The organism is Actinokineospora spheciospongiae, assembly GCF_003182415.1.
Classification (GTDB): domain Bacteria; phylum Actinomycetota; class Actinomycetes; order Mycobacteriales; family Pseudonocardiaceae; genus Actinokineospora; species Actinokineospora spheciospongiae.
The window spans coordinates 329,835-349,077 of record NZ_QHCP01000001.1 but is presented as its reverse complement, the minus strand read 5'-3'; the positions used below and the strand labels follow the sequence as shown (position 1 = coordinate 349,077).

General features: G+C 75.3%; 13 protein-coding genes. 9 read left to right on the top strand and 4 right to left on the bottom strand.

Annotated elements, in window-relative coordinates:
* The first annotated feature begins 17 nt into the window (after positions 1-17).
* The 6 genes from DFQ13_RS01440 (at position 18) to DFQ13_RS01415 (ending at position 11,287) form a co-directional block, all read left to right on the top strand.
* Entirely contained in the window at positions 18-4,979 is a 4,962-nt protein-coding gene (locus DFQ13_RS01440) for a type I polyketide synthase (RefSeq protein ID WP_110078512.1), read from the top strand.
* Positions 4,976-6,358 carry a phenylacetate--CoA ligase family protein gene (locus DFQ13_RS01435; protein WP_110078511.1) on the top strand — a complete coding sequence of 461 codons (1,383 nt, stop codon included), beginning with the start codon at positions 4,976-4,978 and terminating at the stop codon, positions 6,356-6,358. The genes DFQ13_RS01440 and DFQ13_RS01435 overlap by 4 nt, the downstream gene beginning before the upstream one ends.
* Positions 6,355-7,809 (top strand): acyl-CoA reductase, encoded by a 1,455-nt coding sequence (locus tag DFQ13_RS01430; RefSeq protein ID WP_110078510.1) that lies wholly within the window; start codon positions 6,355-6,357, stop codon positions 7,807-7,809. The genes DFQ13_RS01435 and DFQ13_RS01430 overlap by 4 nt, the downstream gene beginning before the upstream one ends.
* Positions 7,806-8,984 (top strand): cytochrome P450, encoded by a 1,179-nt coding sequence (locus tag DFQ13_RS01425; protein WP_110078509.1) that lies wholly within the window; start codon positions 7,806-7,808, stop codon positions 8,982-8,984. Before DFQ13_RS01430 ends, DFQ13_RS01425 begins: the two co-directional genes overlap by 4 nt.
* Positions 8,985-9,101: 117 nt before the next feature.
* Positions 9,102-10,106, top strand: coding sequence for a hypothetical protein (locus DFQ13_RS01420; RefSeq protein WP_110078508.1), 1,005 nt, complete (start codon positions 9,102-9,104; stop codon positions 10,104-10,106).
* Positions 10,097-11,287: a hypothetical protein gene (locus DFQ13_RS01415; RefSeq protein ID WP_110078507.1), complete on the top strand. Its 1,191-nt coding sequence runs from the start codon at positions 10,097-10,099 to the stop codon at positions 11,285-11,287. The genes DFQ13_RS01420 and DFQ13_RS01415 overlap by 10 nt, the downstream gene beginning before the upstream one ends.
* 30 nt (positions 11,288-11,317) lie before the next feature.
* On the opposite strand, the gene DFQ13_RS01410 is transcribed toward DFQ13_RS01415, so the two are convergent.
* Positions 11,318-12,049, bottom strand: coding sequence for an SDR family oxidoreductase (locus DFQ13_RS01410; protein WP_110078506.1), 732 nt, complete (start codon positions 12,047-12,049; stop codon positions 11,318-11,320).
* Positions 12,050-12,150: 101 nt separating this feature from the next.
* Between DFQ13_RS01410 and DFQ13_RS01405 the strand changes: the two genes are divergently transcribed.
* Positions 12,151-12,984, top strand: a complete 834-nt coding sequence (locus DFQ13_RS01405; protein ID WP_110078505.1) for a helix-turn-helix transcriptional regulator — start codon at positions 12,151-12,153, stop codon at positions 12,982-12,984.
* A 2-nt stretch (positions 12,985-12,986) separates the two neighbouring features.
* On the opposite strand, the gene DFQ13_RS01400 is transcribed toward DFQ13_RS01405, so the two are convergent.
* The 3 genes from DFQ13_RS01400 to DFQ13_RS01390 form a co-directional block, all read right to left on the bottom strand.
* Positions 12,987-14,108 carry an RAD23 family protein gene (locus DFQ13_RS01400; protein ID WP_146241016.1) on the bottom strand — a complete coding sequence of 374 codons (1,122 nt, stop codon included), beginning with the start codon at positions 14,106-14,108 and terminating at the stop codon, positions 12,987-12,989.
* Positions 14,109-14,199: 91 nt separating this feature from the next.
* Entirely contained in the window at positions 14,200-14,919 is a 720-nt protein-coding gene (locus DFQ13_RS01395) for a class I SAM-dependent methyltransferase (RefSeq protein ID WP_110078503.1), read from the bottom strand.
* A gap of 24 nt (positions 14,920-14,943) precedes the next feature.
* The gene (locus DFQ13_RS01390; protein WP_110078502.1) at positions 14,944-16,392 is read right to left on the bottom strand and encodes an MFS transporter; all 1,449 of its coding nucleotides are present in this window, start codon (positions 16,390-16,392) and stop codon (positions 14,944-14,946) included.
* 85 nt (positions 16,393-16,477) lie between these two features.
* Here DFQ13_RS01390 and DFQ13_RS01385 point away from each other — a divergent pair, with 85 nt between their 5' ends.
* Together DFQ13_RS01385 and DFQ13_RS01380 are read left to right on the top strand one after the other, a co-directional pair.
* Positions 16,478-17,422, top strand: a complete 945-nt coding sequence (locus DFQ13_RS01385) for an Lrp/AsnC family transcriptional regulator (protein WP_035283993.1) — start codon at positions 16,478-16,480, stop codon at positions 17,420-17,422.
* 66 nt (positions 17,423-17,488) lie between these two features.
* Complete coding sequence (locus DFQ13_RS01380) at positions 17,489-19,210, top strand: ABC transporter transmembrane domain-containing protein (RefSeq protein WP_110078501.1); 1,722 nt, start codon at positions 17,489-17,491, stop codon at positions 19,208-19,210.
* Positions 19,211-19,243: the final 33 nt, after the last annotated feature.

Sequence of the window (19,243 nt, the reverse complement as noted above, 5' to 3'; positions counted from 1 at the left end):
GGCACGCAGGGGAGGGAATGGCAGTGGGGTTGGACGAGCCGGTCGCGGTCATCGGGATGTCGTGCCGGTGCGCCGGGGGAATTGATTCACCAGCCGCTTTGTGGGATTTTCTCATGACCGGCTCGAATGCTGTCGGGAGCATTCCGGACAATCGGTGGAAATCGTATGCCGAACGCGGTTGGGAGTTCGCACGCGCCATTCGCGGGCGCGTTTCCCAGGGGTCGTTCCTGGCCGATGTGTCCGGTTTCGACGCGGAGTTCTTCGGGATGACCGCACGCGAGGCGCGACTGGTCGACCCGCAACACCGGCTCGCCATGGAACTGGCCTGGGAAGCGCTCGAACACGCGGGCGTCCCGGCCCGCTCACTGGCGGGCACCGACACCGGGGTGTGGGTCGGCATCGGCTCGGAGGACTACGGGCGCAGGCTGCTGGAGGACCTGCCGACCGTCGAACCGTGGACGGGGATCGGTTCCTCGCAGTGCGGTGCGCCCAACCGCGTCTCGTACGCGCTCGACCTGCGCGGCCCGAGCGTCGCGGTGGACACCGCCTGTTCCTCGTCCCTGGTCGCCGTGCACCAGGCGGTGCAGGCGCTGCGGCTCGGTGAGGTCCCGTTGGCGCTGGCGGGCGGGGTGATGGTCATGTCGGCCCCCGGGCTGTCGGTGGTGCTCGACCGGGCCGGGGCCACCGCGCCGGACGGGCGGTCCAAGCCGTTCGACGCAGCCGCCGACGGCTACGGCCGGGGCGAGGGCGGCGCGCTGCTGGTGCTCAAGCGGCTCTCCGACGCCCGGCGCGACGGCGACCGGGTGCTGGCGGTCCTGCGCGGCGGGGCCGTGCGCCAGGACGGGCGCACCGACGGGATCATGGCGCCCAGCGGGCCCGCCCAGGAACACCTGCTGCGCGCGGCCTACGCGGCGTCCGGGGTGGACCCGGCCTCGGTCGGCTACGTCGAGGCCCACGGCACCGGGACCCGCGCGGGCGACCCGGTCGAGGCCGGGGCGCTGGCCGCCGTCCTCGGCGCGGGCAGGCAAGCCGAGCAGCCGTGCCTGATCGGTTCGGTCAAGGGCAACGTCGGGCACCTGGAAGCGGGCGCGGGCGCGGTCGGCCTGGTCAAGGCCGTCCTCGCGGTGGCGTCCGGCACGATCCCGCCGACCGCGTCCACCGCCGGTCCGCACCCGGGCATCCCCTGGGAGCGCAACGGGCTGCGCCTGGTGACCGAGCCGACCCCCTTCCCCGGCGAGGTCCGCCGGGCCGGGGTCGCGGGCTACGGCTACGGCGGCACCATCGCCCACCTCGTCGTCGAGCAGGCCCCGCCCACCGCCCCCGTGCCGCGACCGCACTCCCGCCCCGTCCTCTTCCCCGTCTCCGGTGATTCACCGGAAGCGTTACGGGACAACGGTTCCCGGCTCGCCGACTGGTTGCGGTCGCACCCGGAGGCGGACCTGGCCGCCGTGTCGGACACGTTGGCGACCCGCCGTTCGCACCTGGCCTGCCGCGCGGTCGTCGTCGCGGAGGACCGGGACGACCTGGTCGCCGGGCTGGGCGACCTGCGCGGGTCGACGGTCACCCGCACCGAGGTCGACCCGGTGTTCGTGTTCTCCGGCCACGGTGCCCAGTGGGCCGGGATGGGCCGGGAACTGCTCGCGGAGGAACCGGTGTTCGCCCGCGCCATCGACGAGCTGGACCCGGTGTACGCGGCGGAGCTGGGGCTCAGCGCCCGCGACATCATCACCGGTGCCCACCCGCTGGGCACCGACCTGGTCCAGGCGGCCATCGTGGCGATCCAGCTCGCGCTGACCGACGTCTGGCGCGACCGGGGTGTCCGGCCCGCCGCCGTCGTCGGGCACTCGGTGGGCGAGATCGCCGCCGCCGCGGCGGCCGGGGTGCTCAGCCGCGCCGACGCCGCCCGGCTGGCCTGCCGACGGGCGGTGCTGCTGCGGCAGGTGGCCGGACGCGGCGCGATGGTCATGGTGGCGCTGCCCTTCGCCGAGGTGGCCGCGCGCCTCGACGGGGACCCGCACGTCACCGCGGCCATCGAGTCCTCTCCGGGCACCACGGTTGTCTCCGGGTCACCGGGCGCCGTCGAGCGGGTGAGTGCGCGCTTCGCCGAGCTGGGCGCGCCGGTGCGCCGCGTGGACTCCGACGTCGCCTTCCACGGCCCGCAGATGCGCCCGCTGTGCGCCGGGCTGGCCGAGGCGGCCGCGTCACTCGCCGCGGCGCAGCCTGCGGTCCCGCTCTACAGCACCGCGCTGCCGGACCCGCGCGACCCGGCCGACCGCGACGCCGGGTACTGGGTGGCGAACCTGCGCAACCCGGTGCGCTTCGCGGGCGCGGTGACCGCCGCCGTGGCCGACGGGCACCGGGTCTTCCTGGAGGTGTCCACCCACCCCGTGGTCGCGCACTCCATCGGCGAGACCGCCCCGGAGGTCGCCGTCGCGCACACGCTGCGCCGCCACCGGCCCGAGCGGCGCACCCTGCTGGAGAACGCCGCCGCGCTGCACGCCGCGGGCGGGCGGGTCGACTGGACCGCCCTGGTCCCGCGCGCCGGGCTGGCCGACCTGCCCACCACCGCCTGGCAGCGGCGCGAGCACTGGGCCGGGGAGCGGCCCACGCCCGCGGGCGGGCGCGGGCACGACCCGGCCGAGCAGAGCCTGCTCGGCGCGGACGGCGTCACCGTGCGCGGACCGGTGCCGGTGACGGTGTGGCACACCCGGCTCGACCACGACTCCCGCCCCTACCCCGGGGACCACCCGGTCGCGGGCAGCGAGATCGTGCCCGCCGCCGTCCTGCTCAACACGTTCCTGCGGGCCGCCGGGACCACGGCGCTGCGCGACGTGCGGCTGCGCGTCCCGGTGGCCACCTCCCCGGCCAGGGAGGTGCAGGTCAGCGCCCAGGACGGCGCGCTGCGGCTGTCCTCGCGGGTGGACGGCGACTGGCTGACCCACACCACCGCCACCGCCGGGACGGCCGGGCCACCGGCCCGGGCGGCGGCGCGGCTGGTCGGCACGCGCATCCCGTCGACGTCGGTGGTGACCCGGCTCGCCCGGCTCGGGGTGCTGTCGATGGGGCTGGAGTGGACGGTGACCGAGCTGCGCCGGGGCCACCGCCTGCTCAGCGCCCGGGTCGAGGTGCCGGGCACCTGGGCCGAACTGCTCGACGCGGTCCTGTCGACGGCGTCGGTGGCGTTCCCCGGACCGGCTCGGCTGCGGATGCCCGCGGCCGTCGACCGCCTGTCGCTGGCGCAGGAGGCCCCGACCGACGCGGTGTTCAGCGTGCGCGTGCGGACCGGGGACACCGTCGACGTGGACATCGCGTCCGCGTCCGGCGTGCCCGCCGGGATGCTGCGGGGGCTGCGGTTCGGCACGCCGGACGCGGACGGGGCCTCGGCGGCGGGTCTGCTGCACGAGCTGACCTGGCAGCCGGTGACCGCGCCGGAGCACGAGCCCGGCGCGACCGCGGCCGTCCTCGGCGACGCCCCGGACCTGGTGGCCGCCCTGGGTTCGCGGCTGGTGCCCGCCGACCGGGCCGAGGTGCTGGTGTTCGCCCCGGAGCAGACCGGGGACGACACGGCCGCCGCGGTGTCGGACCTGGTGTGGCGGCTGCGCGAGGTGGTGCTCGCCCACCCCGGGCGGCGGGTGGTGTGCGTGACCCGGGGCGTGCGCACGGCGCGGGCGCGGGAGGGCCTGGCGCAGACCGCGCTGTGGGGCATGGCCCGTGGGCTCGCCGCGGAGTACCCGGAGCAGTGGGGCGGGGTGCTCGACCTGGTCGCCGACCCCACCGCCGAGGACCTGGCCGCGGTGGCGCGGCTGGTGGGCTCGGGCGTCGACGAGGACGTCGTGGCGGTCGCGGGCGGCCGGGCGACGGCGGCCCGGCTGCGCGCGGCCGTGCCCGGCGGGCTCGACGGCGGCCCGCGGTGCAGGCCGGACGGCACGTACCTGGTCACCGGCGGGTCCGGGGCGCTGGGCGGCCGGGTGGCCCGGTGGCTGGTGGAGCGCGGGGCGCGCAGGCTGCTGCTGCTCAGCCGCTCCGGCCGGGTGGGCCGGGGGCTGCGCGCCGACCTGGAGGCCGCGGGCGCGACCGTGCGCGGGCTCGCCGCCGACGTCGCCGACGAAACCGCGACCAGGGCCGCGCTGGCCGAGGTCGGGTTCCCGCCCGTGCGCGGTGTCGTGCACGCCGCCGGGGCGGTGCTGTCCGGGGCCGCGGCCGACCTGACCCGCGCCGAGCTGGACGCCGTGCTCGCCCCCAAGGTGGCCGGGTCGCTGGTGCTGCACCGGGTGTTCCCGCCGGGCACCCTGGACTTCCTGGTGCTGTTCTCCTCCGCCGGGCAACTGCTGCGGCTGCCGGGGCAGGCCGCGTACTCGGCGGCCAACGCCTTCCTCGACGGGCTGGCCCGGCACCGGCGCTCGCTCGGCGACCGCGACGCGGTCGCCCTGGCCTGGACGAGCTGGCGCGGGCTGGGCATGGCCGCGTCGGCGGCCGCGGTGGACGCCGAGCTGGCCGCGCGCGGCACCGACGCCGTCAGCGCCGAGGAGGCGCTGCGCGCCTGGTCCAGGGTGGACAGCGGCATGGCGGGCAACCTCGCGGTGCTGCGGGTGCTGCCCGAGGACCCCGGCGGCCCCGACCCGCTCGACGTCCCGCTGCTGCGCGGGCTCGTCGAGCGCGGACCGGCGCGGCGGGCCCCCGTGCCCTGGGTGTCGCTGACCGGGCAGGCCAGGGTCGACTTCCTGGTGGCCGAGGTCCGCGCCGCCGCCGCCGAGGTGCTGGGGGCCGCGCCCGACCGGGTCGACCCGCGCAGGCCGCTGCCCGAGCTGGGCCTGGACTCGCTGCTGGCGGTGGCGCTGCGCCGGGAACTGGGCGCGCGCCTCGGGGTCACCGTCGCCGCGACCCTGCTCTGGCACCACCCCACCGTCACCGCCATCGCCCACCACCTCGCCCGGGACGCCTCCGCCCCGCGGCCCGAGCCGGAGAGGAAGACCGCATGACCGGCGAACACGACCCGCTCACCTTCGCGGGCAACCCCGTGGAGTACTTCAACGGCTCCCGACTGGCCATGCACACGCTGCCCCGGGGGGAACTCGAACGCCTGCAACTGGAGGCGGCGCGCCTGCGCTTCGCCGCGCTGCGCGACCGGGTCCCGGTGCTGACGACCATGGCCGAGGAGCAGGGCATCACCGAACTGCGCGGGCTCGACGACGCCGCGCCGCTGCTGTTCCCGCACACCGTCTACAAGTCCTACCCCGCCTCGCTGCTGACCGACAACCGGTTCGACCGGCTCACCCGGTGGCTGGCCCGGCTGACCACGGTCGACCTGTCCGAAGTGGATGCTCGTGGCCTGGGTTCGATCGACGCCTGGCTCGACCTGGTCGACGAGCGCACCCCGCTGCGGCTGGCGCACTCCTCCGGCACCACCGGCACCATGTCGTTCCTGCCGCACACCGCCGTGCAGTACGACCGCCTCTACGAGATGGTCCGGCTCGACGTGACCCCGGACGCCGACGTGGACGTGGTGTGGCCCAGCTTCCGCACCGGGCGCAGCGGCATCGCGAGGCACGCCACCGCCATGGGGCAGCAGCTCGGCGGGAGCCCCGACCGGTTCCACACCCTGCACGACGGGCACCTCAGCGCCGACGTGATGCACCTGGCCGGGCGCCTGCGCGCCGCCGCGGCCCGGGGTGAGCTGGACCGGGTCCGGGTACCGGCGAACCTGGCCGAGCGCCGGGCGGAGTTCGAGGACGCGCTCGACGCCACCGGCCGCGGCATGGGCGAGTTCGTGCAGCGGCTCGCCGACACCCTCGGCGGGCGGCGGATCGCCTCGCTGAGCACCTGGGACGTCTTCCACGGCATGGCCGAGGCCGGGTCGGGCCGGGGCCTGCGGGGGGTGTTCTCCCCCGACTCGGTGCTGCTGCCCGGCGGCGGGTCCAAGGCGGGGGTGCTGCCCGAGGACTGGGACCGCGGCGTCATGGCCTTCGCGGGCGTCGACCGGCTGGCCTACGTCTACGCGATGGTCGAGGTGATCGCGCTCAACATGCTGTGCCAGGACAACGCCTACCACGTGGAGCCGTGGCTGGTGCTGTACCTGCTCGACCCCGACACCGGGCGGGTCCTGCCCCGGCGGGGCACGGTCACCGGCCGCGCCGCGTTCCTCGACCTGTCCGCCGACCTGTTCTGGGGCGGGTTCGTCTCCGGGGACAGGGTCACCGTCACCTGGGAGCCGTGCCCGTGCGGGCGCACCACCCCCCGGTTGCACCACGGCACCGTCGGCCGCTTCGGCGGGGCGGGCGGGGACGACAAGATCACCTGCGCGGCGACGGCGAGCGCGCTCACCGAGACGCTGGAGTTCCTGAACGGGGCACTGGTGTGAGCGCCGTCTTCGTGCCCGCGGTCGTGCGCGGGCGGGTGCACGAGGCCGACCCGGTCGAGTTCCCGGCGGGGTTCCACGGCCCGGACCCGGTCGGCCTGCTGCCGGTGCTGCCGCTGCGCGACCCGGTGGCGCTGTCGGACCTGCAATCGGTCCCGTTCGCCGAGGTCGTGGACCTGCTCGCGGAGCTGGGCGGACAGCTCGCGCTGTCGCGCAACGGTTTCCTGCAGGAGGCGCTGTCCCTGCTGCCGGAGTTCTCCGACCTCACCGCCGACGTGCTGCGCTCGACCTACCTGCAACTGCCGGGCCTGTTCGCCCCGGAAGCGGTGTGGGCGCTGGCCGAGCGGGCGATCGGCGCGGAGTTCCTCGACGGCTGGGTGTCCTCCGGCGGCGCGGCCGTGCGGGCGTTCGGGGCGCGGGCGGTGCACGTCATCGCGGGCAACAACCCGATCATCGCGGCCATCACCGTGGTCCGCAGCGCCGTCACCCGCGGCGACGCGATCATCAAGGCACCCGCGAACGACCCGGTGACCGCGCCCGCCATCCTCCGCACCCTCGTCGAACTGGCACCGGAGCACCCGCTGACCCGGCACCTGTCGGTGCTGTACTGGAAGGGCGGCGACACCGGGTTCGAGCGCGGCCTCTACCACCCGGCGCAGGTCGAGAAGGTGGTGGCGTGGGGCGGGTTCGGCTCGGTCCAGCACGTGACCCGGTACCTGCGGCCGGGGCTGGAGCTGATCGCCCTGGACCCGAAGCTCTCGGCCACCGTGATCGGTCCCGAGGCGTTCGCCTCCGAGGCGGCGCTGCGCGAGACGGCCAGGCTGGCCGCCGCCGACGTCGGCGTGCTCAACCAGGAGGGCTGCTTCAACGCCAGGGTCATCTACGCCGCCACCGGCACCGACGAGGCCGGGCTGGCCACCGCGCTGCGCTGGGGCGCGATGCTGCACGAGGAGGTGCAGCGGCTGCCCGCCGCGCTGAGCACCCCCGCCCGCCGGTTCGACCCCGAGCTGCGGGAGAACCTGCGCGGCCTCGCCGCCGCCCCGGACTGGTACCGGGTCGTCGGCGGCCGGGGCGGCGAGGGCGCGGTGGTGGTGTCGCTGTCGGCGGAGCCGGTCGACTTCCGCGACGCGCTGTCGGGGCGGGTCGCCAACGTCGTCCCGATCGACGACCCGGCCGAGGCGGTGCGCGCGATGAACAGCTACACCCAGACCGTCGGCGTCTACCCGGACTCGCTCAAGCGGGTCCTGCGCGACACCGCGCCGCTCTACGGCGTGCAGCGGCTGGTGTCGCTCGGCTACGCCACCCACTTCCGCCCCGAGGTCCCCCAGGACGGGATGGAGCCGACCCGCCGCATGATCAAGTGGATCACCGACGAGAGCTACGACCCGGCGTCGACGCACCCGTTCGCGCACATGGCGCCGGACGCGCCCGCCTGGGCCGGGGAGGTCCGATGAGCTGCCCGGTCGACCGCCTCACCGCCGACTTCGACCACCACGACCCCGAGTTCACCCCCGACCTGGCCCTGCGGGTGCACCGCGCGGTGCGGGGACGGGGCAGGGTGGCGCACTCGTCGGCGCACGGCGGGATGTGGGTCCTGTCCCACCACGCCGACGTCGACGCCGCCCTGCGCGACCACGAGACCTTCGCCTCCGGCCACGGCGTGTTCTTCCCCAGGGCGGCGGGCACACCCCGGTTCGCCCCGCTGGAGTACGACCCGCCGGAGCAGACCCGCTACCGCGCGCTGATGCGCCCGCCGTTCACCCCGGCGCGGGCCAAGGAGTCCGCGGCGGCGATCACCGGGCTGGTGGCGGAGCTGGTGCGCCCCGTCGTCGAACGCGGCCACGGCGACCTGGTCGCCGAACTCGCCACCCCGCTGCCGCTGGCCGTGGTGGGCGCGGCGGTCGGCTTCTCCCCCGAGGCCCGCGCCCGCATCCGCGAACTGACCAGCAACACGTGGAAGGGCATGCCCAGGGACGCCGACTCCGGCGGCTTCTGGCCCCCGTTCGCCGAACTGTTCCGCACCGAGATCCGCCGCGCCCGCGAAAACCCCGGCGACGACCACCTGTCCACCCTGGTCCGCACCCGCGTCGACGGCGAACTGCTCACCGAGGACGACCTGCACGTCATGCTGGTCGCCTACGCGATCGCGGGCCACGAGACCACCATGAACACCATCGGCCACCTGTGCTGGGTCCTCGCCCGCCGCCCCGACCTGCAAGACCTGCTGCGCGAACACCCCGACCTGCGACCACGCGCGGTCGAGGAGACCCTGCGGCTGTGGGCCCCGGTCGACCACGGCACCCGGTTCACCACCCGCGAGGTGGAGGTGGGCGGCACCACCATCCCCGCGGGCGCCCGCGTGGTCCTGCTGACCGGCGCCGCCAACCGCGACCCGGCGGTCTTCGACGACCCGGACGAGTTCCGCCTCGACCGCCCGCACAACCGGCACCTGACCTTCGGCCAGGGCGTGCACTTCTGCCTCGGCGCCCACCACGCCAGGACAGAGTTCCTCGCCGTCCTCGACGAACTGGCCCGGCACGGCAACTACCGGCTCACCGCCGAACCGACCCGCTACTTCGAGAACGGCAGGCACATCTGCGTCGACCGCCTCCCGGTGGAGTTCGACTGAGGGCGTCCGAGCGCACTGGCCCACGGGGCTGGGCGGACCCGATAGCCTCGGGCGTCGTCAGCAGAACCGCACTCCGGCGCCCGGGAGAGACCGATCGACAGTCAGCGAGCAGGGTGGGTGAAGGCCCTCACCGGGAGCGCCGTGACCGCCGCCCTGGGCATCGTCATCAACGTCGCGACCGACCTCAAGAGCAGCGTCTGGGCGTGGCTCGCGGTCGTGGTCCTGGTGGTCGCGGGGGCGGCGGTCGGGTTCGGGGCGGAGAAGCGCACGAGGTCGCGCGGGGCCGTGGGGGCGCAGGAGGCGCCCGTGCCGGGGGCGGTGAGCCAGGCGAACCACGGCGAGCAGGGCGTGCAGGTGAACGTGGGCGGCTCCAGTGAGCGGATCACGGTCAAGTCGCGTTCCGGCACCGCGGGGCTGACCGTCGGTGTGCTGGTCATCGTGGCGACGCTCGCCGGGATGGTGGCGGGGGCGTGGTTGTTGCAGCGGTCCGGGCCCGCCACGGCTGATCCGGCGGCCGGTGGCGGGGCGCCGCACTGGGCCGTGTCGATGGGCCCGGACCGGTGCGAGACCGGGTGGGTGGTGCCCGACCGGGGTCAGAAGTCGATCCCGGTGCCTCGGGAGGGGCCGCCGGACGGGGCCGCGCTCAGCTCGGGTGGGCACGTCGAGGTCACGTTCCAGGGGGCGAGCGACACGGCGACCGTGCTGCACTCGATCTCGGTGGAGGTCGTGTCCCGGTCCGCGCCGCTGACCGGGATCTACCTGCCGGGCACGTGCGGCAGCGACGTCACGCCGCACCACTACGCCACCGACCTGGGCTCGCCGCGACCCGAGGTCGTCCCGGTGGCGGGTGAGCAGGGCGGCCGGGTCGTCCCAGCCCAGGAGTTCAGCTTCAAGGTGGCGAAGGACGACGTGGAGAAGGTCGTCGTCGTGCCCACCGCGTCGAGCGGGTACGTGGAGTGGTACCTGCACGTGCGGTGGACTTCCGGCGGCAGCCGGGGTGACCTGCGGATCGACGACGGCGGCAAGCCGTTCCGGACGACCGCCGCCACGGCGGCGCGGAAGTGGTGCACGAAGGACTCCATCACCTGGGCCGAACCGGACGGGAGCCCGTCGTGCGCCTGATCCGCCTGCCGGTGGTCGTCCTGGCGATCGCCCTGGCCGCCGCCTGCGGGACCGGCGCCGCGCCGCCCCCGCCGACCGCACCCGCTGCACCGGCCCCCCGCTGGGTCGCCGCCTCCCCCGGGGTCCCGCCGGACCGGCTCACCAGCCTGCAGGGCGGCGCCGGGTGGGACCGGGGGTTCGTCCTGGCCGGGCACCACCTCGTCCCGGCCGCGCCGAACAGCCGGGGCCAGGTGAACGACCTGGTCAGCGACGTCTTCACCTCCCCGGACGGCGGGACGTGGTCCCCGGTGGTGCTGGACGGCGTCCAGCAGCTCGGGCACCGGACCCCGGTCGCCGGGTACCGGAACACCGTCCACGTCCTGGGCGCCACCACGGGCGGGGCAGCGGTCTGGCGGTCCGAGGACGGCGTTTCGTGGTCCGCGCACCCCCTGGCGGGGAGCGAGCCGGGCGAAGCGCTCTCGGCGGTGGCCGCCGGACCGCGCGGCGTGGTCGTGGTCGGGTTCGACCGCCCCATGGCCGTCCTGGACAACGACCGCGTCGACAACCGCGACCACAACGGCCTCCGCGTCTGGCACTCGACCGACGGGAAGACCTTCTCCGGGCCGGATGCGGTCGACACCCCCGACCTGCGCTCCGGATACCTGCCGGACGTGACCGCCACCGCCGACGGGTTCACGATCTTCGGCGTCACCGGGGATTCCTCCGGCGACACCACCGTGTTGTCCTCGACCGACGGGACCGGGTGGACCGCGGACGAACCCGGCCCCCTGCGCGGCAGGGTGCTGTCCCTGACCCGGAAGGACGACCTCACGGTCCTGTTCACCGACCCGACCACAACCGGCGACCCCAGGCCCACGGCGTGGCGCCGCGGAACCGGCGACTGGACCGCCTCCCACGACGTGACCGTGGGAGTGCTGCCCGACGCCAACGTCGACGAACCCGAAGCGCAACACGTCCGCCAGGTGGCCACCTGGCGGGGCAGGCTCATCGCGACCGGCTCCTCCGGCGACGGCGGTGGGGTGTGGCTGTCCTCGGACGCCGCCCGCTGGGAACGGGTGCCGGTCAAGCAGAACGGCTTCGACGCCGCGGGCAGCCTCAGCGTCTTCACCAACGACACCACCGCCCTCGTCGCGGGCGACGCGGTGGACGGCGGTCCGCTGAGGATCTGGACGACCGCCTGACCGGGGGCTCACCGCGGCGGGCGCGACCGGTCAGGGGCGCTGGGCGGCGGGGCGGACGATGATCTCGTTGACGTCGACACCGGCCGGTTCGCCGACGGCGTAGGCGATGGCCCTGGCGATCGTGTCGGCGGGCAGGGTGTTCCTGCGGTAGGTGCGCATCGCCTCCCGGGCGGTGGGGTCGGTGATGTGGTCGGCGAGTTCGCTCTCCACGACCCCGGGCGAGACGGTGGTGACCCGGATGGACGGTTCGAGTTCCTGGCGCAGCCCCTCGGTGATGGCCCACGCGGCGAACTTGGTCGCGGAGTAGACCGCCGACGTCGGGACGACCTCGTGGGCGCCGATCGAGGCGACCGTGACGAAGTGGCCGCCGCCCTGGGCTTGGAAGTGCGGGAGCGCGGCGGCGATGCCGTGCAGGAGGCCCTTCACGTTGACCTCGACCATGCGGTCCCACTGCTCGACCAGCAGCGCGTCCATCCGCGACAGCGGCATCACGCCCGCGTTGTTCACGATCACGTCGAGCCTGCCGTGGTCGGCCACGACCGCGTCGACGGCGGCCCGGACGGCGGCGGCGTCGGTCACGTCGAGGGCGCGGGTCGAGGCGGAGCCGCCCGAGGCGGTGATCGCGTCGGCCACCCCGGTGAGCAGGTCGGTGCGGCGGGCGGCGAGGACGACGTGGTGCCCGGCCCCGGCGAGGGCCGTGGCGGTGGCGGCGCCGATGCCGCTGCTGGCACCGGTGATGAGGACGACCTTGTTCGTGTTCATGCCGTCAAGCCTGCCGAGTCGGTCCGCCCCGGAGAAGGCCGCCGCGAACCTGGGAGCACCGCACCCACCCTCGCCCGCCCGCGCCGACCTACCCTGGTGCCATGAGCGCCCTCGGTGACCACCTCCGCGCCCGGCGTTCCGCCACCACCCCCGCCGGGGCGGGCCTGCCCGACACCGGCCGCAGGCGCGTTCCCGGGTTGCGCCGGGAAGAGGTGGCGATGCTCGCGGGCATGAGCGTCGACTACTACACCCGCCTGGAGCAGGGCCGCGAGACCAGCCCGTCCGGCCAGGTCCTCGACGGCCTGTGCGCGGCGCTGCGCCTGGACGAGGACGGGCGGCAGCACCTGTACCGCCTCGCCGGGCTCAGCCCGCGCGGCGACGGCTCCGGCGGTTCCGAGCGCGTCGACCCGGCGCTGGCCCAGCTCCTGGACGCCTGGCCGCACCACCCCGCGCTGGTCCTGGGCCGCGCGTACGACGTGCTGGTGGCCAACCGCCTCGGCGAGGCCCTGTTCTCCGGCTTCCCGGTGACCCGCAACCTGGTGGAGAAGGTCTTCCTCGACCCGGGCTCCCGCTCGTTCTACGCCGACTGGGACGCGGTCGCGGCGAACACCGTCGCGGGTTTCCGGCTGCTCGAAGGCGCCGCGCCGCAACACCCGCGCGTCCGCGCCGTGGTCGACGACCTGCTCGGCCGCAGCCCGGAGTTCGCCCGGCTGTGGGCGCAGAACCGGGCCAGGGGCAAGCGGATCGAGACCAAGCGGCTGGTCCACCCCGAGGTCGGAGCCCTCACCCTGCGGATGCTGAGCTTCGACGTGCGCTCCGCGCCGGGGCAGGAACTGATCGTCTACCAGGCCGAACCGGGGTCGCCGAGCGCCGACGCCCTGGCCCTGCTCGGCACCATCGCCGCGACCACCGCCGACCGGGACGGCCGCCGGTAGCGTCAGGCGGTGAACTCCAGCAGGGCGGTGGCGCCGGTGACGGTGGTCAGCTTGGTGGGGGTGCCGCCGGTCGCGGGGACCGCGTAGAGGTAGGTGGAAGTGCCCTCCCCCGCGAGGAAGGCGACCGACTTGCCGTCGGAGGAGGCCGTGACGTCCCAGATCGTCAGCTTGTCGTTGGCCAGGACGGTGGTCACCGTCGCGGTCTGCCCGGACAGCTTCACCGCGTAGATCTGCATGTCGTCGGTCAGCAGCACGGTGTTGTCGTCGAGGAAGCCGTGCAGTTCGGGTCTGCCGGTGAACTCGGCGGTGATCGGGACGCCGCTGGTGGCCTGGCGCAGGGAGTCGCGTTCGGCGGTGGGGACGACCACGACCTGGTCGGTGCCCGCCACCGCCGCGCTGATCAGCCCGGCGACCAGGGTGCCGGACCGGTTGTAGACCACGCCCGATCCCTTGTCCTCCAGGAGGGGCGCGGCCGTGGGCACCAGGACCGCCTTGTCCGACGCGGTGCTGGTCTCCGCCTTCTGGCCGGTGCCGTCGGCGGCGACGGACCTCAACTCGTCGTCGGCGTCGCGGAAGAACACCCGGTCGGTGGCGGGGTGGAACATCGGGTCGTGGTCGAGCTGCTTGGTGAAGTCGCCGGACACCGGTGTGGTCAGCGGGGTGAACTCCAGCTCCGGGGACAGCCAGCCGATGGTGGAGTTCTCCCCCTCGGTGTCGGTGGCGAGCGCGGCGGTGTAGTCCTCGTTGAAGGCCGACCGCAGCAGGTGCCCGTCCGCCCGGCTGGCCTGGGTGGTGAAGATCCCGAAGTCCAAGCAGGTCAGCGCGGGTGCGGCGCCCGGCGAACCGACCGGGAGCCAGGGGAACTCGGTGGTGCCGGTGGAGGTCCCGTCCGGCCCGAACCCGCTGACCCGGACCCCCGCCCCCGAGGGCACGTCGCAGTTGACCAGCACGACCCCCGGCCGCACCCCGACCGCGGGCGCGGCGCTCTGCGTGGTCTCCGGGGTGGCGGGCACCTCGGTGGTCGGCGCGGGTGTCGACGACGGCGGCGCGGCGCTGTTCGCACCACACGCGGTGAGCCCTCCGACCACGACGAACACGGCGGTGGGCAACAGGACTCGACGCATGCGGTGGCAACCCCTCGACCGGTGGACCTTCCGCCTGGGGTCGCCGAGTGGGCACCACCCGTTACCCCGCTCGCCCAGAACGTGGGATCGCTCAGGCGGTCTTCTGCGCCAGGAACAGGTACTCCCGGCCGGGTCGGTCCGGCGCGTCCCGCACGTCCCGGACGGTGAAGCCGTTGGCGGACAGGCTTTCCTCGACCTCCGGCCGGTCGCGGAACCTGAGGGTGCAGTCGGACCGGAGGGCCAAGCCGTCGGAGGCGAAGGTGTAGGTGGTCTGGAAGGACACGAGGGGCAACGCCACCTCCACCACCTCCATCCGCTCCTCGACCGACCCGACCCCGGGGACGTCCACGACGCGGCGACCGTTCCACCCCTCCCACGCCCGGCGTTGCGGCCGCCGCGTCTCGAACGCCAGGTGGCCGCCCGTGCGCAGGGCGCCGTGGACGCCGCGCAGCGTGGCCGCCCAGGCGTCGTCGGTGAGAAAGACCTGGGCGGTGTTGCCGGTCATGGTGGCCAGGTCGGCGGTCAGTGGCGGGAGGGTGGTGGCGTCGCCGTGCAGCCAGGTGATCGGTCCTGGGGCGGGTTTCGCCCGTGCCACGCGCAGGGACGCCTCGGCGGGGTCGACGGCGGTGACCCGGCGGCCGGTGGCGGCCAGCAGGAGGGGGAGGGCGCCCGTGCCGCAGCCGAGGTCGAGGACGTGGTGGGCCTCGACCTCGGTGGCGATGCGGAGGTAGGCGTGCAGGTCGTCGCGCTCGCCGTTGACCGCGTCGTAGACCTGGGCCAGTCGGGGGTGGGTGAAAGCTGTGTCCGGCATGGGGACCACCGTGCCGGACCGGGCTCAGGTCCGCACCGGAGTTGATCGCTCGGCCGGGCGCCGGGTCGAGCGGACCAGCCACAGCACCAGCAGGCCGCCGACCGACCCGGCGACCGCCGCCGCGGTGTGGCCGTGGCGCAGGCCCGCCGCGACCGCCTCGCGCACCGCGTCGGTCCTGGGTGCCTGCCCCGCCACGACCGCACCGGCCAGGCCGGGGTCGCCGACGTGGTCGACGACGGTCTGCTTGAACACCAGCCCCAGCACCGCCACCCCCAGCGCGTACCCGAGCTGCCGGGCCGTGTTGAGGGTGCCCGCGACCATCCCGCCCTGCTGCGGCGGCGCGGCGGACATGGCGGCGGCGGTCAGGGTGGGGATGGCCAGGCCGACGCCGACGCCCATCACGGCCAGGCCGGGCAGCAGGACCAGCGCGCCGGAGTCGGCGCCGACCGTCGCCTGGAGGGCCGAGCCCAGGCCGACGAGCACCATCCCGCCGCCGACGGTCCACCGCGGCGGCACCGCCTGCAGTGCGCACCCGGCCAGCGCGGACACCAGGAACGAGCACACGGCCAGCGGCAGCAGCGCCACCCCGGCCTCGATCGGCGACAGCCCGAGGACGCCCTGGAGCCAGACCGAGGTGAAGGCGAGCATGGCGAACGCGGCGGCCATCAGCAGCAGGCCCGCGGCGATGGTGGCGCTGAACGACCTCGACCGGAACAGCCCCAGGTCCAGCAGCGGGTGGCGCACCCGGCGCTCGATCCCCAGGAACACCACCAGCGCCACGGCGGCCAGGGCGAGGAGCAGCAGCGGGCGCGGCGCGGTCCAGCCGTCCTCGCCCACCCGGATCAGCGCGTAGGTGAGGGCACCGGCGAAGACCGCGAACGCCAGCGCGCCCGGCACGTCGACCCGCACGCCGCGGCGGCGGGTCTCGGTGGTGACGAGCAGGGTCAGGGCGATGGTCAGCACGGACACCGGCAGGTTCACCAGGAAGATCCACCGCCAGCCCGCGTGCTCGGTGAGCAGGCCGCCGACCAGCGGGCCCAGCGCCGACCCGGCGCCGTTGACCGCGCCCCAGGCGCCGAAGGCCACGCCCCGGTCGCGGCCGGTGTAGGTGGCGTTGAGCATGGCCGTGGTGGTGGCGAACATCAGCGCGCCGCCGATCCCCTGGAGGCCCCGGGCGGTGATCAGCACGCCCACCGTGGGGGCCAGGCCGCAGGCCAGGGAGCCGAGGGCGAACAGGGCGAGGCCGACCACGTAGGCCCGGCGCCTGCCGACGATGTCGCCGAGCGACCCGGCGCCGAGCAGCAGCGCGGCCAGGGCCAGGGCGTAGACGTCGAGCACCCATTGCAGGCTGCTGAAGGAGGCGTGCAGGTCGGCGGCCATGTCGGGCAGCGCGACCGTCACGATCGTGACGTCGAGGAGGAGCATGAAGGACCCGAGGCAGATCGCGACCAGGGGCCACCAACGAGAGCGCATGGGGACAAGGATCGTGGTCGCGCGGGGAAAACCAGGTGTCGGCGGGCGTACGGTGGGGGAATCCGACACCAGACGGGGATTTGAGATGGATGTCGACGAGCTGGACCAACGCGTCCTGCACGCGCTCACCGTGGACGGACGCGCGTCGTTCGCCCGCGTCGGCGAAGTGCTCGGGGTGTCGGACCGGACGGTCGCGCGCCGGTACGCGCGGATGCGGGAGTCCGGTGTGGTCCGGCTCACCGGGGTGATCAACGCGGTGCGGCTCGGCGGCGCGCAGTGGGTCGTCCGGGTGCACTGCCAGCCCGGCGCCGCGGTGGAGGTCGCGCTCGCCCTGGCCCGCCGCGACGACACCCGGTGGGTGCACCTGCTCTCCGGGGGCACCGAGATCAGCGCCAGCGTGCAGTCCTGGTCGGCCGAGGAGCGCGACGAGCTGCTGCTGCGCAAGCTGCCGCACACCGCCCCGATCACCTCGGTGACCGCGCACGGCATCCTGCACGTCTTCGGCGGCGGCCCGGAGGTCTTCGCCACCGTCCTCACCGACGCCGAGGTCGACGCCCTGCGCCCCGACCTGCCCCCGGTGGCGACCGACCTGACCGACGCCGACCGCCCGCTGCTGCGCGAACTCGCCCGCGACGGCCGCGCCCCCTACGGGCTGCTGGCCAGGGCCACCGGCTGGTCGGAGTCGACGGCGGCGCGCCGGGTGGAGGCGCTGCGCGGGGCCGGGCTGCTGTCGTTCGACGTGGACGTGGCCACCGCCCGGTTCGGCTACCACGCCGCCGCCCAGCTCCGGGCCACCGTCGCGCCGTCGCACCTGGCCGAGACCGGCGCCGAGATCGCCACCCACCCGGAGGTCGCGTTCTGCGCGGCCACCACCGGTCCGACCAACCTGATGGTCTCCGTGGTGTGCCGGGACAACCGGGACCTGTTCGGCTACCTGACCCGGCGCATCGGCGCGCTGCCCACGGTCGGCGCCGTGGAGACGAGCCCGGTGATTCGCACCCTCAAGCGCGGGGGCGCGTTCGAGCCCTGACGCTCCTCTGTGGACAGAGCATCCGGCGCGGTGATCGACTTCCCGGCCGCCGCGTAGGCTGGGGACATGCCGGGGGAGCACACACCGCCGACGGCGGGGGACATCAGCGGGCCGGGGCGGTTCCTGTGGTGGCTGGTGCGGTCGCAGCCGGGGCGGATCGCGGTGGCGATGGCGCTGAGCAGCGCGTGGATGGTCAGCCTCGCCGTGCCGCCGTACGTCCTCTCGCGGGCCGTCGACGACGGGCTCGCGCCCCGGGACATGGGTGCGCTGGTGGGTTGGGCGGCGGTGTTGCTGGGGGTGGGGCTGCTCAGCGCGGTGCTGGCGGTCCACCGGCACCGGACGATGACCCGGGTCCGGATGGACGCGTCGTTCCGGGTGGTGCGGGCGACGGTGCGCCAGTGCGCCCGGCTGGGGGCCACGCTGCCGCGGCGGGTGGGGGCCGGGGAGGTGGTGGCGATCGGGATCGCGGACGTCACGGTGGTCGCCCAGTCGCTGACCGTCGCCGGGCCGGGGTTCGGGGCGGTCGTGGCCTACGCCGCGATCGCGGTGGTGATGTTCGGCATCTCGCCGCTGCTGGCGCTGGTGGTGCTGGGCGGGGTTCCGCTGCTGGCGCTGTTCATCGGGCCGCTGCTGCGGCGGATCGAGCGCACCGGGGCGGGCTACCGGGAACTGCAGGGCCAGTTGACCGGCCGGTTGGTGGACGTGCTGGGCGGGTTGCGGGTGCTCAACGGGCTCGGCGGGAAGCAGTCGCACGCCGACCGGTACGACGAGCGGTCGCGGCGGCTGACCGAGTCGGGGTACCGGGTCGGTGGTCCGGCGAGTTGGGTGGGCGCGCTGGCGAACGGGCTGCCCGCGCTGTTCCTGGCGGTGGTGGTGTGGCTGGCCGCGCGGATGGCGGCGCGGGGCGTGATCTCCATCGGCGACCTGGTCGCGGTCTACGGGTACGTGGCGGTGCTGGTCGTGCCGGTGGCGTTCTTCATCGAGGGCAGCGGGGACCTGGCCAGGGCCGTGGTCGCCGCGCGGCGCGTCATCCGGTTGCTGGCCCTGGAGCCCGACCACCGCGACACCCCGGGCGCGGTCGAGCCGCCCGGGGGCTGCGGTCCCCTGGTCGACCCGGCGTCCGGGGTGGTGCTGCGCGCGGGGCGGATGACCGCCCTGGTCAGCGCCCGCCCGGCGGAGGCGGTCGCGGTGGTGGAGCGGCTGGGCCGGTTCACCGACACGGACGCCACCTGGTCCGGGACCCGGATCGACGCGCTGGCACCGGACCGCCTGCGGGAACGGCTGCTGGTGGCCGACAACGACGCCGACTTCTTCGCCGGGACGATCCGCGAGGCGGTCGCGGGCCGGTGCGAGCCCGACGACGCGCGGGTGCGGGCGGCGGTGCGCGCGGCGGTGGCCGACGACGTCGTGGACGCCCTGCCCGCCGGGTTGGACGCCGAGGTGACCCCCGGGGCGGGCACCCTGTCCGGTGGCCAACGGCAACGGCTGCGCCTGGCCAGGGCGGTCTACGCCGAACCGGACGTGCTGCTGGCGGTGGAACCGACCTCCGCCGTCGACGCCCACACCGAGGCGGTGATGGCCACCCGGCTGCGGGCGGCGCGACACGGCCGCACCACCCTGGTCACGACGACGTCGCCCCTGGTCCTCGCCCAGGCCGACGAGGTGGTCTTCCTCACCGACGGCCACGCCACCGCGACCGGCACCCACGACGAGTTGATGCGCGAGCACCCCGCCTACCGCGACCTGGTGACCCGGCAGGCGGGCCTGCTCGAGGACGGGGACGCGTGACGCCGCCCGGCGCGCCGCCGCGCCGCACCAGCC

What these genes read in the sequence shown, in the direction of transcription:
- DFQ13_RS01440 (WP_110078512.1), top strand. Translation starts at nt 18, where the DNA reads ATGGCAGTGGGGTTGGACGAGCCGGTCGCGGTCATCGGGATGTCGTGC.
- DFQ13_RS01435 (WP_110078511.1), top strand. Translation starts at nt 4,976, where the DNA reads ATGACCGGCGAACACGACCCGCTCACCTTCGCGGGCAACCCCGTGGAG.
- DFQ13_RS01425 (WP_110078509.1), top strand. Translation starts at nt 7,806, where the DNA reads ATGAGCTGCCCGGTCGACCGCCTCACCGCCGACTTCGACCACCACGAC.
- DFQ13_RS01410 (WP_110078506.1), bottom strand. Translation starts at nt 12,049, where the DNA reads ATGAACACGAACAAGGTCGTCCTCATCACCGGTGCCAGCAGCGGCATC.
- DFQ13_RS01405 (WP_110078505.1), top strand. Translation starts at nt 12,151, where the DNA reads ATGAGCGCCCTCGGTGACCACCTCCGCGCCCGGCGTTCCGCCACCACC.
- DFQ13_RS01400 (WP_146241016.1), bottom strand. Translation starts at nt 14,108, where the DNA reads ATGCGTCGAGTCCTGTTGCCCACCGCCGTGTTCGTCGTGGTCGGAGGG.
- DFQ13_RS01395 (WP_110078503.1), bottom strand. Translation starts at nt 14,919, where the DNA reads ATGCCGGACACAGCTTTCACCCACCCCCGACTGGCCCAGGTCTACGAC.
- DFQ13_RS01390 (WP_110078502.1), bottom strand. Translation starts at nt 16,392, where the DNA reads ATGCGCTCTCGTTGGTGGCCCCTGGTCGCGATCTGCCTCGGGTCCTTC.
- DFQ13_RS01385 (WP_035283993.1), top strand. Translation starts at nt 16,478, where the DNA reads ATGGATGTCGACGAGCTGGACCAACGCGTCCTGCACGCGCTCACCGTG.
- DFQ13_RS01380 (WP_110078501.1), top strand. Translation starts at nt 17,489, where the DNA reads ATGCCGGGGGAGCACACACCGCCGACGGCGGGGGACATCAGCGGGCCG.